We start from the raw sequence: 13,146 nt of genomic DNA, 5'->3' as shown, positions 1-13,146 counted from the left end.
GTCGGGGTGAGGGGTGGCGGTGGTCAGGTCCAGCGGCCGGTGCCGCCCGTCGCCGCCGTGCCGGTGAGCTGCTGCAGGAGCGCGGCGCGGCGGACCTTGCCGGTGCCGGTGCGCGGCACGTCGTCCCAGGCGAGCGCCACCGGGTCGGCGAGCGGCGGCAGTTCGCGCACGGCCTCCCGCCACCTCTGCGCGTCGAGGCTGCCGTCGGCGGTGACGACGACGGGCAGGGGCGGGCCGTCCGTGCCGGTGAGGACGATGCACTCCAGGGCCTGCGGCAGCCGGTCCTCGATCAGGTCCTCGGTGCTCAGGCAGCTCAGCCGGTCGCCGTGGTCGACCTCGCGGTCGAGGAGTTCGACGCTGCCGTCGCGGCGGTGCACGCCGATGTCGCCGGTGTTCCACCAGTCGCCGAACTGCTTGGCGGACCACCGGTGTTCCTCGCCGAGATAGGTGAGCGCACGGGCCGCGGTCCGGGCGAGGACGAGGCCGGACTTCCCGCGCGGCACCGGCCGGAGCGTCTCCGGGTCGACGACGCGCAGCCGGGTCTTGACCGGCACGGGCCGCCCGAGGTTGCGCACCCCGGGCCCGCCGAGGTGGCCGTCGGCGGTGCGGGTGTGGAAGCGGAACGTCAGCGGGCCCGTCTCGGTCTGGCCCCAGCCCTGCATCCACAGCGGACTGCGGTGCCGGCTGGCCGTCAGGTAGGCGCGGATCGTCGGCGGGTGCACGGCGTCGTAGGTGCTGGTGAAGAGCCGTACGTCGCGGAACGCGTTGTCGAGGCGCCCGGTCAGCGGCCGCAGCCGCACGTACGCGGACGGCAGGGCCTCGACGACGGTGGGCGGGTGGGCGCGCAGCAGCGGGTCGGCGCGCAGCGGGTCGTCGTCGGTGAGGACGAGGATGCGGGCGGGCGCCAGGCACAGCGCGGTGGCGGTCCAGCAGAACGTGCGCCCGTGGGAGTACGCGTTGGCGTTGAGGACGGTGTCGGTGCGGCGCACCCCGATCCTCGGGTAGCGGACGGCCTCGAAGCGGGCCAGCTTGCCGATGATGGTGCGCGCGGAGTGCACGACCAGCTTCGGGACGCCGGTGGTGCCCGAGGTGTGGTGGACGATCAGCGGCGCGTCGTCGTCCCGCCGCACGGGCCCGGGCGCGCGACCGCCGCGCACGTCGGCGGGGCCGAGCGTGCCGGGCACGCCGTCCGCGTCCACGACGTAGGTGGCGGCGGCAGCGGCGGCCGGGCCGCAGTCCTCGCGCCGGGCGCGTTCCAGGACCCGGGCCGAGGTGACGAGGAGCCTCGGGGCGAGCCGGTGCAGCAGCGTGCCGAGGGCCTCGCCGGACAGGTGCGCGGACAGCTGCGCGGGCACGGCCCCGAGGCGTACGGCGGCGCAGGCGAGCAGGTCGTAGTCCCAGTGGTTGTCCTTGACGATCGCCACCCGGTCCCCGGCCCGCACCCCCGCCGCGGCCAGCCGTCCCGCCGACTCCCGTACGAGAGCGGCGAGTTGGGGCACCGTCCAGTGGGTGCCGCCGTCCGGGGCGATGTCGAAGGGCCGGTCGAGGTGGACGGCGGTGCGGGTGCCACGGGCCGCGCACTCGTCGAACAGGACGCCCATGTCATGCGGTCTCAAGGCGGTCGCTCCTCGGTACGTGGACGGCGGCCGGGCGGGCGGCGGCCGTGGGGGAGGGGTGCAGGCGGGCGAGGACCCGGGAGGCGGCCAGCGCCCCGGACCGTACGGCGGACTCGGAGGCCGGGCACAGCGCCGCCCAGTCGCCCGCGTACTCGACGGGGCGCGGCGCGCGGGCCGCGAAGCCGGGGCGCAGCGCGAGCGCCTCGGGCGTGGCCTCGGGCAGGGCGTGCGCGAAGCTGTGCACGACGTGGCCGCGGAGCGCGTCGGGCAGGCCGGGCAGGTAGCGGGTGGCGGCCCGCACGAGCCGGTCGGCGGTCTTCTCCGGGTCGTCGGCCCGCAGTTCGGGCACCCGGCGGGCGTCGGCGACCAGGGCGACCAGGCCCTTGCCGACGGGCGCGCGGCCGGGGTGCTTGTTGTGGTCGAAGGTGATCCCGGCGAGCATGTCGTCCTCGGGGTCCGGCGTGAACAGCGCGTACAGCGGGCGCGGTGACGGGGCCTGCAGCGGCCGGTCGAGGAGGCAGCTGACCTTCAGGAACGGGGCGAACGTGCACGCGTCGAGGAACGCCCGCTCGTCGGCCGGCGCCCCGGGGTGCAGGCGGGCCGCCACGGGCGCCGGCACGGCCAGGACGGCGGCCCGCGCGGTGACGGCGCCGCCCGGCCCGTGCAGCCGTACCTCCCGGCCGGTGTCGGTGACTTCGTGCACCGGGGTGGCGGTGGCGACGTCGAGGGTCGCGGCGAGGCGGCGGGCGAGGAGGTCCATGCCGTCGTGGTAGGTGCGCCAGCCGGACACCGGACCCGCCTCCCGCATCAGGGCGACCAGCGGGGCCGCCGCGCACCGTGCCACGTCCCAGCCGAAGAACCCGGAGGCGACGGGCTGCAGCAGGTAGTCGTGCAGATCGGGGTGGAAGCGGCGCGCGAACGACGCGACGGTACGGGCGCCGAGCGGGGAGCGCTCCGGCCGGTCGAGGTCGAAGCGGCGGTGGTGCCGGGCCGTCCAGGCGAGCAGCCGGGCCAGGTCGAGCCGGGCCCGTGGGGAGAGCCCGGCGCCGGTGACGAGCGCCGCCGCGTCGGCCATGCCGGGGTGGGCGCGGCCGTCCCGCCACATGCCGAGGCACGCCTTCCCGATCCGCGGCACCTCACGGCCGGTCACGCCGAGCCGGGCGAGCAGTTCCCAGGTGGCGCGGTAGCCGCGCTCGGGCAGCTGCTCGGCGCCCTCGTCGATGACGTAGCCGTGGCGCCGTACGGTGTGCATCCGGCCGCCGACGTACGGCAGTTCCTCGAAGACCCGCACCGTCAGGCCGGCGCGGCGCAGCTCGTGGGCGGCGGTCAGTCCGGCGACGCCGGCGCCGACCACGGCCACGTCCAGGTCGGGGCTCATCGGGACACCTCCAGGGCGGTGAGCAGGTTGGCGGCGATCAGCAGCAGGAAGCACACCCGGTGGGTGCGGAAGCCGAGCCTGCGGGCGCGCAGGATGTCGCCGCGGCGGAAGCCGGTGACGTACTGGCGGACGCGCAGCCCCGTCACCGGCAGCATCAGGAGCACGAACCACCACGGGGCGAGACCGGTGGCCGACGCGGCCGCGCCGAGCAGGAACTCGGCGCAGGACAGCGCCCCCACGAACAGGGCGTTGCCGCGCGGCGACAGCAGACAGGCCGCGGTGGGACGGCCCACGGCCCGGTCGCCGGGGATGTCGTTGGTGTTGGAGTACACCCCGCACAGCAGCGGCCCGCACCCGAACAGCACGGCCTGCACGAGCACGAACCCGGAGAACTCCCCGGCGACGAGCCCGTACGGCGCGAGCACAAGCCCCACCCCGAGCCCGCACAGGAACGCCTCCTGGAACCCGTGGTAGCTGATCTTCAGGCCGTACGAGTACTGCAGCGACACCACGAACAGCGCGGCCGTGACCGCCACCGCCCACCCGGGCCGGTGCGGGGCGGCCGCGACCGCCGCGGCCCACAGGACGGCACCGGTCAGCGCGGTGAGCCAGGCGAAGCCGAGCGCCTCACGCACCGTCAGCGCCCCGGCGACCAGCGGCTTGCGGCGCTTGTCGCGCAGCGGGTCGTCGGGCCCGTAGTTGGTGGTGTCGCTGCCGTCGCGGTAGCCGGTCACGTCGTCGAAGGCCGTGCCCGACATGATCACGAAGACCGCGCCGAGCAGGAACAGCGCCGTGGCCGCGAGCGCCCCGGACACCGTCGCGGGCCGCAGCGGCAGCGCCGCCGAGAGGGCCACGGCCATCGCCGGGTAGTAGTCGTAGACGTCGAGCTTGCCCAGGCGGGCGTAGCTGCGGAGCTTGCTCTCCGCCGCGGGACCGCCGGGTGCGAGGCGCGGGGCCTCCTCGGCGCGGGTCGTCATCGGCCCGGTTCCTTTCCTTTTCCGTACGGGGACTTCTGCGCGCGTGCGGGCATGCGGGCGCCGCGCGAAATTGAAGAGGGAATGCGGATTTCGGTGTGCCGAGCGGAACCTGCCGAATTCCGGGCGGCAGGGGACAGGCCACGGGGGACTCTACGGCCCGGAAGTGCCCGCGTACGGGTGTGGCGGTGCGGTTCGCCCCGATGGGCGAATACGCAGGTCCGGACCCTGTCACGGCCCACGGCACATCCCCGTGTCGCAAGCCGCCCGCATATTTCGGCATCGGTACGATTCGGGCGCCGACGCCGGGTGAATAGCGTTCCTCCGGTGTTTCAGTGAATGGGGTGCCGCATTTCCGGAACGTGACCGGCCCTGCCGCGAGAAAAAAGAGGGAGTGGGATGTACGACCGCGCAGGCGCCCGTCGGCGAGCGGCCCGCGCCGCCCTCCTGCTGCTCGCCGCCGCCCAGGGCCTGCCGGGCCTGTGGGCGCTGCTGTGGCCGGCGCACTTCTACGGCACCTACCCCGTCCCCGGGCACCCGTGGGTCGCCGGGTTCCCGCCCTACAACGAGCACCTCCTGCACGACACCGGCGCCGCCGGCCTCGCCCTCGGCGTGCTCTGCGCCTGCGCCGCGTACAGCGTGCAGCCCCAGCTGGTGCGGGCCGCCGCCGCGTCGACGCTGGTCTTCTGCGTCGCCCATCTCGTGTTCCACGGCGCCCACTTGGGCCGCCCGTTCGGCGCGGAGGAGGCCCTGCAGCTCTTTTCCCTCGCGGCCCCCGTGGCGTGCGCGGCGGTCGCCCTCCTCACGACCTACGGCCCACCGCAGCGAACCCCGCCCACCCGCGCCTCCGACCCCGACTCCGCCCCCGTCCCCGTGTCCCGCCCCGCAGCCTCCGTACGACGACGTCCCGGCAAGGAAGAGACCCCCTGATGACAGCCGCGCCCAGCGCGCACCCCGCGCCCACCGACCGGACACCGGGCGAGCGTCCCGTGCCGTTCTTCAGTCAGGCCGCCACGTTCGAGGAGCTGTGGCCCGAGATCCGCGCCCGGGTCGAAGAGGTCCTGGACGACGGCAAGTTCTCGCACGGGCGGCAGGTCGGCCGCCTGGAGGAGGCGCTCGCCGCGTTCACCGGGGCGCGGCACTGCGTGGCCGTCAACAGCGGCACCGACGCGCTCGTGCTGCTGCTGCGCGCGGCCGGGCTGCAGCCGGGCGACGAGGTGGTGGTGCCCGCGTTCAGCTTCATCGCGACCGCCTCGTCCGTGGTCCTGGCCGGCGGCCGGCCGGTGTTCGCCGACATCGACCCGGTGACGTACGCGATCGACCCGCGGGCCGCCGCCGACGCCGTCACGCCGCGCACCACGACGCTGATGCCGGTGCACCTGTTCTGCCAGATGGCCGACATGGCCGCGCTCGCCCGGGTCGCCGAACGGTACGGCCTCACCCTCGTCGAGGACAGCGCCGAGGCGATCGGCATGCGCTGGGACGGCGTGCACGCGGGCCTGCTCGGCGCGGGCGGCGTGCTGTCGTTCTTCCCGACCAAGACCCTCGGCGCCCTCGGCGACGCCGGCGCGATCCTCACCGACGACCCGCGCATCGCGGAGACCGCCGCCGCGCTGCGCCACCACGGCCGCGCGGGCCGCACCCTCGGCCACTTCCCCGGCATCAACCACACCACCGCGTTCAACGGCGTCAACAGCAAGGCCGACGACCTCCAGGCCGCCGTCCTCCTCGCGAAGCTGCCCCGCCTCGCCGACGCCGTACGCCGCCGCCGCGCCCTCGCCGACGCCTACACCGAACGCCTCCGCGACGTCCCCGGCCTGCTCCGGCTGCCCACCCTCGCCCGGTACGACGCCCCGACCGACCCGGTGTTCTACGTGTACCTCGTCGAGGCCGAGCGGCGGGACGGCCTCGCCGCACACCTCGCGGAGCACGGCGTCGGCACCGAGACGTACTACCCGACGCCGCTCCACCTCCAGCCCTGCTTCGCCGAACTCGGCTACAAGCAGGGGCAGTTCCCGCACGCCGAGACCGCCTGCGAGCGCACCCTCGCGCTGCCGCTGCACCCCGACCTGACGACCGCCGACGTGGACACGGTCTGCGACCTGATCCGCCGCTACTACACCGGGAGGGCCGCGGCATGACCCGGCAGGGAACCATCCCGTTCTTCGCCCCCGACCTGTTCGAGGACGACCGCGACGTGCTGCTCGACCTGGTCCGCGCCACCGGCACCGTCCCCGGGCAGAAGTTCATCCTCGGCGAGCGCACCGCCGCCTTCGAGGACGCCCTGGCCGAAACCCTGGGCGCCGCCCACGTGGTGGCCTGCTCCAGCGGCACGTCGGCGCTCACCCTCGTCCTGACCGCGATGGGCGTGGGCCCCGGCGACGAGGTGATCGTCCCCGCGTACGGCTGCGCCCCGCTCGGCAACACCGTCGTGGAGGTCGGCGCCACCCCGGTCTTCGCGGACGTCGACCCGCTGACGACGGTGGTCGACCCGGCGTGCGTCGAAGCGGCCGTCACGTCCCGTACGAAGGCGTTGATGCCGGCGCACATGTTCTCCGTGATGGCGGACATGCCGGCGATGCGGGAGATCGCCGGGCGGCACGGGCTGCGGCTCGTGGAGGACTCGGCCGTCGCGCAGGGCGGCGTGCTCGACGGCCGGCCCGCCGGGACCTGGGGCGAGGCGGGCGTGTTCTCGTTCGTCCAGGTCAAGACGTTCGGCACGGCGGGGGAGGGCGGCGCGGTCGTGACCGACGACCCGGAACTCGCCCGCGCCGTGAGGGCGTTGCGCAACCACGGGCAGGAGGGGCAGCGGTTCGTGCACCAGCGGATCGGCCGCAACAGCCGCTTCGACGAGCTCCTTGCCGCGTTCCAGTTGCACCGCCTTCCCGGACTGCCGGGCCGTCTGGAACGCCGCGCGCGGATCGCCGAGCACTACACCGAGCGCTTCACCCCGCTCGCCGAGCACGGCATCACCCCGCCGCCGCCGGGCCGCAACGGCCGCTGCCACTACGTGTATTCACTGCTCGCCGACGAACGCGACGCCCTCCAGGCCCACTTGGCGGCGCACGGCGTCGACAGCCACGTCTACTACCCGCAGCCCCTGCCCCACCAGCCGGCGTTCGCCCGCTTCGCACCCGAGGGGCGGACCTGGCCGCACGCGCTCGCCGCGAGCCGCCGCCAGCTCGCCCTCCCCGTCCACCCGCGGCTCACGGACGCGGAGGTCGAGCACATCGCGGACACGGTGTGCGCGTTCGCCGCGCGCTGAGCCACCACCCACCCTCCGACCGCAAGGGACAGCCCTTCGTGCTCCGCACGCTGCTCATCGGACTCGGGCGCGCCGGGACAGGACTCCACCTGCCCGTCCTGCGCCGCGCCCGCACCACCCACCCCCAACTCTTCGCCCGGCAGCCCGTGTTGGGCGTCGACCCGGCCCGCGCACCGGCCGCCGCTGCCACGGAAGGACTGCACGTCGTCGGCTCCCTGCGGGACGCCCGCCGCAGCCTCGACCCGGACGGCACGGTCGTCCACCTGTGCACCCCGCCCGCCGTACGCGGCGCCCTGCTCGCGGAGGCCGCACGGCTCGGCTACCGGCGGTTCCTCGTAGAGAAGCCGATCGCCACCGACCGCACCGCCCTGCGCCAGGTCCTCGACGCGGTGGACGAGCACGGCCTGCACGTCCGTGTCGTGTCGCCGTGGCTGCACAGCGCCCTCACCGACCGGATCGCCGACCTGACCGGCGGCCCGGCGGGCGTCCGCGCGGTCACCGTCACCCAGCACAAGTCCCGGTTCCGCCGCACCCTCACCAACTCCGGCCACACCGACGCCTTCCAGGTGGAGATCCCGCACGCCCTCGGCGTCCTCCTTCGCCTCGCCGGGGACGCCGAGGTGCACTCCGCGACCTGCACCGACCTGCGGTACGGCGGGGACGTCGTCCCGCACATGGGCGGCGCCCGCCTCACCCTCCGGCACGCCTCGGGCCTGCACAGCCTCGTCGACTGCGACCTCACCTCCCCGGTCCGCAGGCGCCGCATCACCGTGCACACCGCCGACGGCACCCGGCTCGTCGGCCACTACCCGGTCGCCCAGGACGACGACATCGCCCAGCTCGACGTCCACGGCCCCGACGGCCACGTACGGGAGCTGCTCGCCGACGACGCCCTGTCGCGGTGCCTCACGCACGCCTACCGGGCGTTCGCCGACGACGACTCGGGGCACGGACGCGCCGACGACCTGCGGCTGCACATCCGTACCGCCGAACTCCTCGGCGACGCCCGGCACTTGGCGCTCGCCGACCCGCCCCGCACCCGCCACCAGGAGGCCGCCCGCCATGCCGGCTGACATCCGCCCGGCCGCCCCGCCGCCCGGCATCCGCTACGCCGGCATCGGCGACGAGGCCGCGCCCGCGCTCGCCGACCAGCTCGCCGCTGTACACCGACTCGGCTGGGACGCCGTCGAGTTGCGCACCGTCGACGGCCGTGCGCTCGCCGACCTCGACGACCTGGCCTTCGGCGCCCTCACCGAACAGCTCGCGGCCACCGGCACGGACGTGGTGTGCGTCGACTCGCGCATCGCCGACTGGAGCCGCCCCGTCACCGGCCCGTTCGCGCGCGACACCGACGAGCTGCACACCCTCGCCCGCCGCTGTCCCGCCCTCGGCACCCGGTACGTCCGCGTCATGTCGTACCCGAACGACGGCCTCGCCGAGCCCGAGTGGGCCCGCCGCGTCGAGCAGCGCATGACCGTCCTGGCCCGGCAGGCGGAGGACGCCGGGCTCGTCCTGCTGCACGAGAACTGCGCCGGCTGGGCCGGGACGCGCGCCGACCGGATGCTCGACCTCCTCGCCCGCGTCGACAGCCCCGCCCTGCGGCTCCTCTTCGACACCGGCAACGGCGTCCCGTACGGCTACGCGGCCACCGAACTCCTCGCCGCCGTCGTCGATTTCGTCGACCACGTGCACATCAAGGACGCCCTGCCCACCGGCCCCGGCGAGGCCGTCTACACCCTCCCCGGGCAGGGCGCCGCCCAACTCCGCGAATGCCTGGGCCTGTTGCTGCGCGGCGGCTGGCGCGGCACCTGGTCCATCGAGCCGCACACCCGCCTCCGCCCGCACGACGGCACCGACAGCCGCGACGCCGACGGCCCGGCGGCGTTCGTCGCGTACGGGCGGGAGCTGGAGCGGTTCGTCGCGAAGGAGGTCGTCGCCGTCGCCGTACCGGCGGCCCACGGGAGTGGCGGGCATGGCTGAGCAGACCCTGACCGTCACGGCCCGGCACGCCGCCCTCACCCCCGCCGACCGCGACCTGCTCCTTTGCCTCCTCGCCACCCCCACCGCGGGCCCTCTGGAGACCGGCGGCGCCACCGAACCCGTACGGCTGTGGGACGCCGGACACCAATACGCCGCCGCTGCCCGGGAGTTGGGGATGACGGTGGTACGGCACGCCGCGCCGTCGGGCGACGTGCTCGCGCGCGATGGCGTCCCCGCGTCCGTGCGGGAGTGCGCGGAGGCGACGCCCGGGTTCCTCGACTGCCAGCCCAGCCTGCTGCTGCGCCTCGGGCCCGCAGGGCTGCCCCGCCGCGACACCGTGATGTTCAACGTGCACCTCGACACCGTGGCCGGCTGGTGGCCGCCCGCCTTCGACGGCGCCCGGTTCAGCGGGCGCGGCGCCATCGACGCCAAGGGCCCGGCGGTCGCCCTGCTCGCCGGGATCCGCGCCGCGTGCGCCGCCGACGACGCGATCGGCTCGCGGGTCGGGGTCCTCGTGCAGGCCGTGGCGGGCGAGGAGGGCGGCGCGATGGGCACGTTCGGCACCCGGCCGCTCGTTCAGGAGGGCCACGTCGGACGCCTCAACGTCTTCTGCGAACCCACCGGCCACCGCTTCCTGCCGCGCACCACGGCCGCCATGACCGCCTGCGTCGAGGTGCACGGCGACGACGCGATCGACGACCGCCCCGAGGCCGGGCACAACGCCACCGCCCTGCTCGGCCACCTCGCCCACCACCTCGCCGTCGCCCTGCCCGCGCGGGCGCACGGGGCGCGGGTGTGCGTGGCCGGCCTGCACACCGGCGACCGGCACAACAAGGTGTACGGAACAGGCCGACTGCTCCTCAACATCGCCTACCCGGACCCGGGTTGCGCCCGCACCGCCGAGGCCGCCCTCCACCGCACCCTCGCCGAGGGCCTGGCCGCCTTCCGCGCCGGAGCCCACCACCTCCCCGCACTCGCCCGCACCGCCCGGGACGCGTCCGCGATCACGTCCGTACGGTGGCTGAAGCGCGGCCTGCCCGCCCTCAACGGGCCGACCGGCGACGGGAGTTGGGCCGAGAAGCTGCTCGAGCGGGACTGCGGGCTGACCCGCTGGCCCGACCGCGAACCGGCCTTCACCTGCGACGCCCTCTGGATGGCCGGCGTCCCCGACACCTACACCGCCGTCCTCGGCCCCGGCGCCCTCGACACCAACCGCGCCCACGCCGACGGCGAGTACGCCGACCTGGCCGAACTCGACCGGTACGCCGGTGAGGTGGCCCGACTGCTCGTGGCGTTCGCCCGCCGTACCGACCCGTCCCGCTCGTGAAGGCCCACTCCTGAAAGGCCCCCGCCCAGTGACGACCACCGCCCCGGCGGCCACCACGCCCCCGACTCCCCTCCCCGACACCGAAGTCCGCGTCCCCTACGCCGGACTCCGGGACTTCGTCACCGCCGTCCTGCGCGCCCGCGGACTCCCCGAGGGCAGGGCCCGTACGGCCTCCGAGGCGCTGTGCCACGGCGACCTGACCGGGTTCACCACGCACGGCGTCACCAACCTCACCCGCCTCTACCTGCCGCTCCTCGACTCCGGCCGCTGCGACCCGGCCGCCGAGCCCGTCCGCCTCAGCGACACCGGCCCCGCCGTCCTCGTCGACGCCCGGCGCGCGCTCGGCCTGTGGTCGGCGGTCGAGGCGATGGAGCTGGCCGTCGAGCGGGCCCGCACGCACGGCATCGGCATGGTGTCGGTGCGCGGCGGCACGCACTTCGGCTGCGCCGGGCACCACGCGCTGCGCGCCGTCGACCACGACATGATCGGCCTCGCCACCGCCAACTGCGGACGGCAGCGCCTCGCCCCGCCGCCCGGCACCGCCGCCCCGATGCTCGGCACCAACCCGCTCGCGCTCGCCGCCCCGGCAGGTCACCACCCGCCGTTCACGCTGGACATGAGCACCACCGTCGTCCCCACCGGCCGCATCCGCGCCGCCGCCCGCGCCGGTGAGCCCGTCCCGGAGGGCTGGCTGGAGGGCGCCGACGGCACACCGGTCACCGACCCGGCGGCGTACGACCGGGGCGAGGCCCGCCTTCGCTGGCTGGGCGGCGACCCCGAGACGGGCGCGTACAAGGGGTACGGGCTCGGCCTGCTCGTCGAAGTGCTGTCCGCGCTCCTTCCCGGCGCGGGCATCGGGCCGCACCACGACACCCGCGACGAGCCGGACGACGACGTCGGCCATCTGCTGCTCGCCGTCGCCCCCGCCCGGCTGCGCTCCGAGGACGCGTTCCTCGGCGCGGCCACCGGCCTGTTCGGCGCGCTGCTCGACTGCCCGCCGCTGGACGCCGACGAGCCGGTCGCCTACCCCGGCTGGTGGGAACACCGCCGCGGCCTCGACCGCCTCGCCCACGGCGTCCCGCTCGCCCCGGCCCTCCACCGCGAACTGCTCGCCCTGGCAGGCAAGTCGGGCCTGCCGTTCCCGGCCGCGGCGCCGAACCCCCGGCCCGTACGCGAAGGAGCCCCCGCATGACCGGCCACCCGCCCCTCAGCCACCCGCCCCTGCGCATCGGCATGATCGGCCTCGGCGTCATCTCCCGCTTCCACCTCGCCGCCCTCGAACGGTCCCCGCACGCCGTCCTCACCGCCGTCTGCGACCGCGACCCCGGCACGTACGACGCACTGCCCGCGCACATCGCGCGCTACGACGACCACCGGGAGCTGCTGCGGGACGAGAACGTGGACGCGGTCGTCGTCAACGTCCCCAACGACGCCCACCCGGCGGTCTGCCACGACGCCCTGCGCGCCGGGCGGGCGGTGTGCGTGGAGAAACCCCTCGCCGTCGACGCCGTCGACGCCCGCCGCCTCACCCGGTACGCGCAGCAGCAGGGCCTTCCCCTCTTCACGTCCTTCCACCGCCGCTACAACGCCCCCGTGCGCGCCCTGCTCGACCGGCTGCCGCAGGACAACCCGGTGGTCGCGCTGACCGTGCGGTACGAGGAGATGATCGAGGAGCACGCCGGGCGCGACACCTGGTACCTGGACCCGGCCCGCTGCGGCGGCGGCTGCCTCGCCGACAACGGGCCCAACGCCCTCGACCTCGTCCGCCTCGTCCTCGGCGACGACCTGCGCGTCGACGAGGCCGTGCTGCGGCGCGACCCGCACGGCGTGGACCGCGCCGCCCGCCTCCGCCTCACCGCCCCCACGACCGGCGCCACGGCCCACGTCGAGCTCGACTGGTCCTACCCCGGCGAGCGCAAGACCCTCCGACTCCGCCTCGCCGACGGCCAGTTGCTGACTGCCGACATGCTCGACGGGCACCCCGAGTTCAAGGGCTCCCTGTGGCACGAGTACGTGGGCGTCCTCGACGACTTCGTCCGTACGGTGCGGGGCGAGGCTCCGCGTACCGGGCCCGCACCCGACGGACTCGCCGTCGCCGAGCTCGTCGCCGAGTGCTACGCCCGAGCCACCGACGCCGATGCCGAAGCCGGCGCCGATGCCGACGCCGACCCGCACGCCCAGGAGGTCCCGGCGTGAACCCCGCGGAGGACGGCGCGAAACGGCCGGTGCACGGCGCGCTCGTGAAGGTCCTGGTGCACCGGCTCGACGCGCGCGGCATGACGCTCGAACCGTACGCGAGCCGCTGTGTGCGCCGCGGCGAGGTGCACGAACTGCTCACCACCGACCACACCGACCCGGCGGCCGGGGCGCGCGTCGACCGGGTCGGGTTCCTCGGGTTCGTGGAGCTGGGCTGCGCCGGGGTGCTCGACCGCGGCGACCGGGTGTTCGCGGGCGGCCGGGAGATCGGCACCGTGCTCGGCTTCGACGCCTGCCACTTCCCCAACCACTACAACGTCATCGTCTCCGCGCCCCACCCGGTCACCGGCCGCGACCTGGACCTGAAGCCGGAGACGGAAATCCGCTTCGAGCAGAACAGCGGCCCGTGA

At 75.4% G+C, this 13,146-nt stretch carries 12 protein-coding genes; 9 read left to right on the top strand and 3 right to left on the bottom strand.

All coding sequences use genetic code 11. The annotated features are described in order from the left end of the window. Positions 1–23 precede the first annotated feature (23 nt). The 3 genes from ACIDOF_RS10790 to ACIDOF_RS10780 are packed head-to-tail and all read right to left on the bottom strand — an operon-like array spanning position 24 to position 3,971. The gene (locus ACIDOF_RS10790; RefSeq protein ID WP_409005749.1) at positions 24–1,601 is read right to left on the bottom strand and encodes an AMP-binding protein; all 1,578 of its coding nucleotides are present in this window, start codon (positions 1,599–1,601) and stop codon (positions 24–26) included. Position 1,602: 1 nt separating this feature from the next. Then, complete coding sequence (locus ACIDOF_RS10785; protein WP_409005557.1) at positions 1,603–2,994, bottom strand: protoporphyrinogen/coproporphyrinogen oxidase; 1,392 nt, start codon at positions 2,992–2,994, stop codon at positions 1,603–1,605. After that, a complete protein-coding gene (locus ACIDOF_RS10780; protein ID WP_409005556.1) occupies positions 2,991–3,971 on the bottom strand; it encodes a UbiA family prenyltransferase in 981 nt (326 codons plus the stop codon). Before ACIDOF_RS10780 ends, ACIDOF_RS10785 begins: the two co-directional genes overlap by 4 nt. A gap of 396 nt (positions 3,972–4,367) precedes the next feature. On the opposite strand from ACIDOF_RS10780, the gene ACIDOF_RS10775 reads away from it, so the two are divergent. Genes ACIDOF_RS10775 through ACIDOF_RS10735 form a run of 9 tightly spaced genes read left to right on the top strand, consistent with a single transcriptional unit; the run spans position 4,368 to position 13,146 of the window. Next, positions 4,368–4,898: a hypothetical protein gene (locus ACIDOF_RS10775; RefSeq protein ID WP_409005555.1), complete on the top strand. Its 531-nt coding sequence runs from the start codon at positions 4,368–4,370 to the stop codon at positions 4,896–4,898. After that, positions 4,898–6,109, top strand: coding sequence for a DegT/DnrJ/EryC1/StrS family aminotransferase (locus tag ACIDOF_RS10770; RefSeq protein ID WP_409005554.1), 1,212 nt, complete (start codon positions 4,898–4,900; stop codon positions 6,107–6,109). The genes ACIDOF_RS10775 and ACIDOF_RS10770 overlap by 1 nt, the downstream gene beginning before the upstream one ends. Next, on the top strand, positions 6,106–7,233 hold the full coding sequence (locus ACIDOF_RS10765; protein ID WP_409005553.1) for a DegT/DnrJ/EryC1/StrS family aminotransferase: 1,128 nt from the start codon (positions 6,106–6,108) through the stop codon (positions 7,231–7,233). Before ACIDOF_RS10770 ends, ACIDOF_RS10765 begins: the two co-directional genes overlap by 4 nt. After that, positions 7,212–8,306, top strand: a complete 1,095-nt coding sequence (locus ACIDOF_RS10760) for a Gfo/Idh/MocA family oxidoreductase (RefSeq protein WP_409005552.1) — start codon at positions 7,212–7,214, stop codon at positions 8,304–8,306. The genes ACIDOF_RS10765 and ACIDOF_RS10760 overlap by 22 nt, the downstream gene beginning before the upstream one ends. Beyond that, entirely contained in the window at positions 8,296–9,213 is a 918-nt protein-coding gene (locus tag ACIDOF_RS10755; protein WP_409005551.1) for a sugar phosphate isomerase/epimerase family protein, read from the top strand. The genes ACIDOF_RS10760 and ACIDOF_RS10755 overlap by 11 nt, the downstream gene beginning before the upstream one ends. Beyond that, positions 9,206–10,540, top strand: a complete 1,335-nt coding sequence (locus tag ACIDOF_RS10750) for a M20/M25/M40 family metallo-hydrolase (RefSeq protein WP_409005550.1) — start codon at positions 9,206–9,208, stop codon at positions 10,538–10,540. Before ACIDOF_RS10755 ends, ACIDOF_RS10750 begins: the two co-directional genes overlap by 8 nt. 28 nt (positions 10,541–10,568) lie before the next feature. After that, on the top strand, positions 10,569–11,732 hold the full coding sequence (locus tag ACIDOF_RS10745; RefSeq protein WP_409005549.1) for an Ldh family oxidoreductase: 1,164 nt from the start codon (positions 10,569–10,571) through the stop codon (positions 11,730–11,732). Next, a complete protein-coding gene (locus ACIDOF_RS10740; RefSeq protein ID WP_409005548.1) occupies positions 11,729–12,736 on the top strand; it encodes a Gfo/Idh/MocA family protein in 1,008 nt (335 codons plus the stop codon). The genes ACIDOF_RS10745 and ACIDOF_RS10740 overlap by 4 nt, the downstream gene beginning before the upstream one ends. Then, on the top strand, positions 12,733–13,146 hold the full coding sequence (locus tag ACIDOF_RS10735) for a DUF6917 domain-containing protein (RefSeq protein ID WP_409005547.1): 414 nt from the start codon (positions 12,733–12,735) through the stop codon (positions 13,144–13,146). The genes ACIDOF_RS10740 and ACIDOF_RS10735 overlap by 4 nt, the downstream gene beginning before the upstream one ends.

Source organism: Streptomyces sp. Da 82-17 (assembly GCF_046098215.1).
Taxonomy (GTDB): domain Bacteria; phylum Actinomycetota; class Actinomycetes; order Streptomycetales; family Streptomycetaceae; genus Streptomyces.
This window is presented reverse-complemented; position numbering and strand designations above follow the sequence as displayed.

Coding starts and splice junctions, on each gene's coding strand:
- ACIDOF_RS10740 (WP_409005548.1), top strand. CDS start 11,729: ATGACCGGCCACCCGCCCCTCAGCCACCCGCCCCTGCGCATCGGCATG.
- ACIDOF_RS10770 (WP_409005554.1), top strand. CDS start 4,898: ATGACAGCCGCGCCCAGCGCGCACCCCGCGCCCACCGACCGGACACCG.
- ACIDOF_RS10775 (WP_409005555.1), top strand. CDS start 4,368: ATGTACGACCGCGCAGGCGCCCGTCGGCGAGCGGCCCGCGCCGCCCTC.
- ACIDOF_RS10785 (WP_409005557.1), bottom strand. CDS start 2,994: ATGAGCCCCGACCTGGACGTGGCCGTGGTCGGCGCCGGCGTCGCCGGA.
- ACIDOF_RS10780 (WP_409005556.1), bottom strand. CDS start 3,971: ATGACGACCCGCGCCGAGGAGGCCCCGCGCCTCGCACCCGGCGGTCCC.
- ACIDOF_RS10790 (WP_409005749.1), bottom strand. CDS start 1,601: ATGGGCGTCCTGTTCGACGAGTGCGCGGCCCGTGGCACCCGCACCGCC.
- ACIDOF_RS10755 (WP_409005551.1), top strand. CDS start 8,296: ATGCCGGCTGACATCCGCCCGGCCGCCCCGCCGCCCGGCATCCGCTAC.
- ACIDOF_RS10765 (WP_409005553.1), top strand. CDS start 6,106: ATGACCCGGCAGGGAACCATCCCGTTCTTCGCCCCCGACCTGTTCGAG.
- ACIDOF_RS10750 (WP_409005550.1), top strand. CDS start 9,206: ATGGCTGAGCAGACCCTGACCGTCACGGCCCGGCACGCCGCCCTCACC.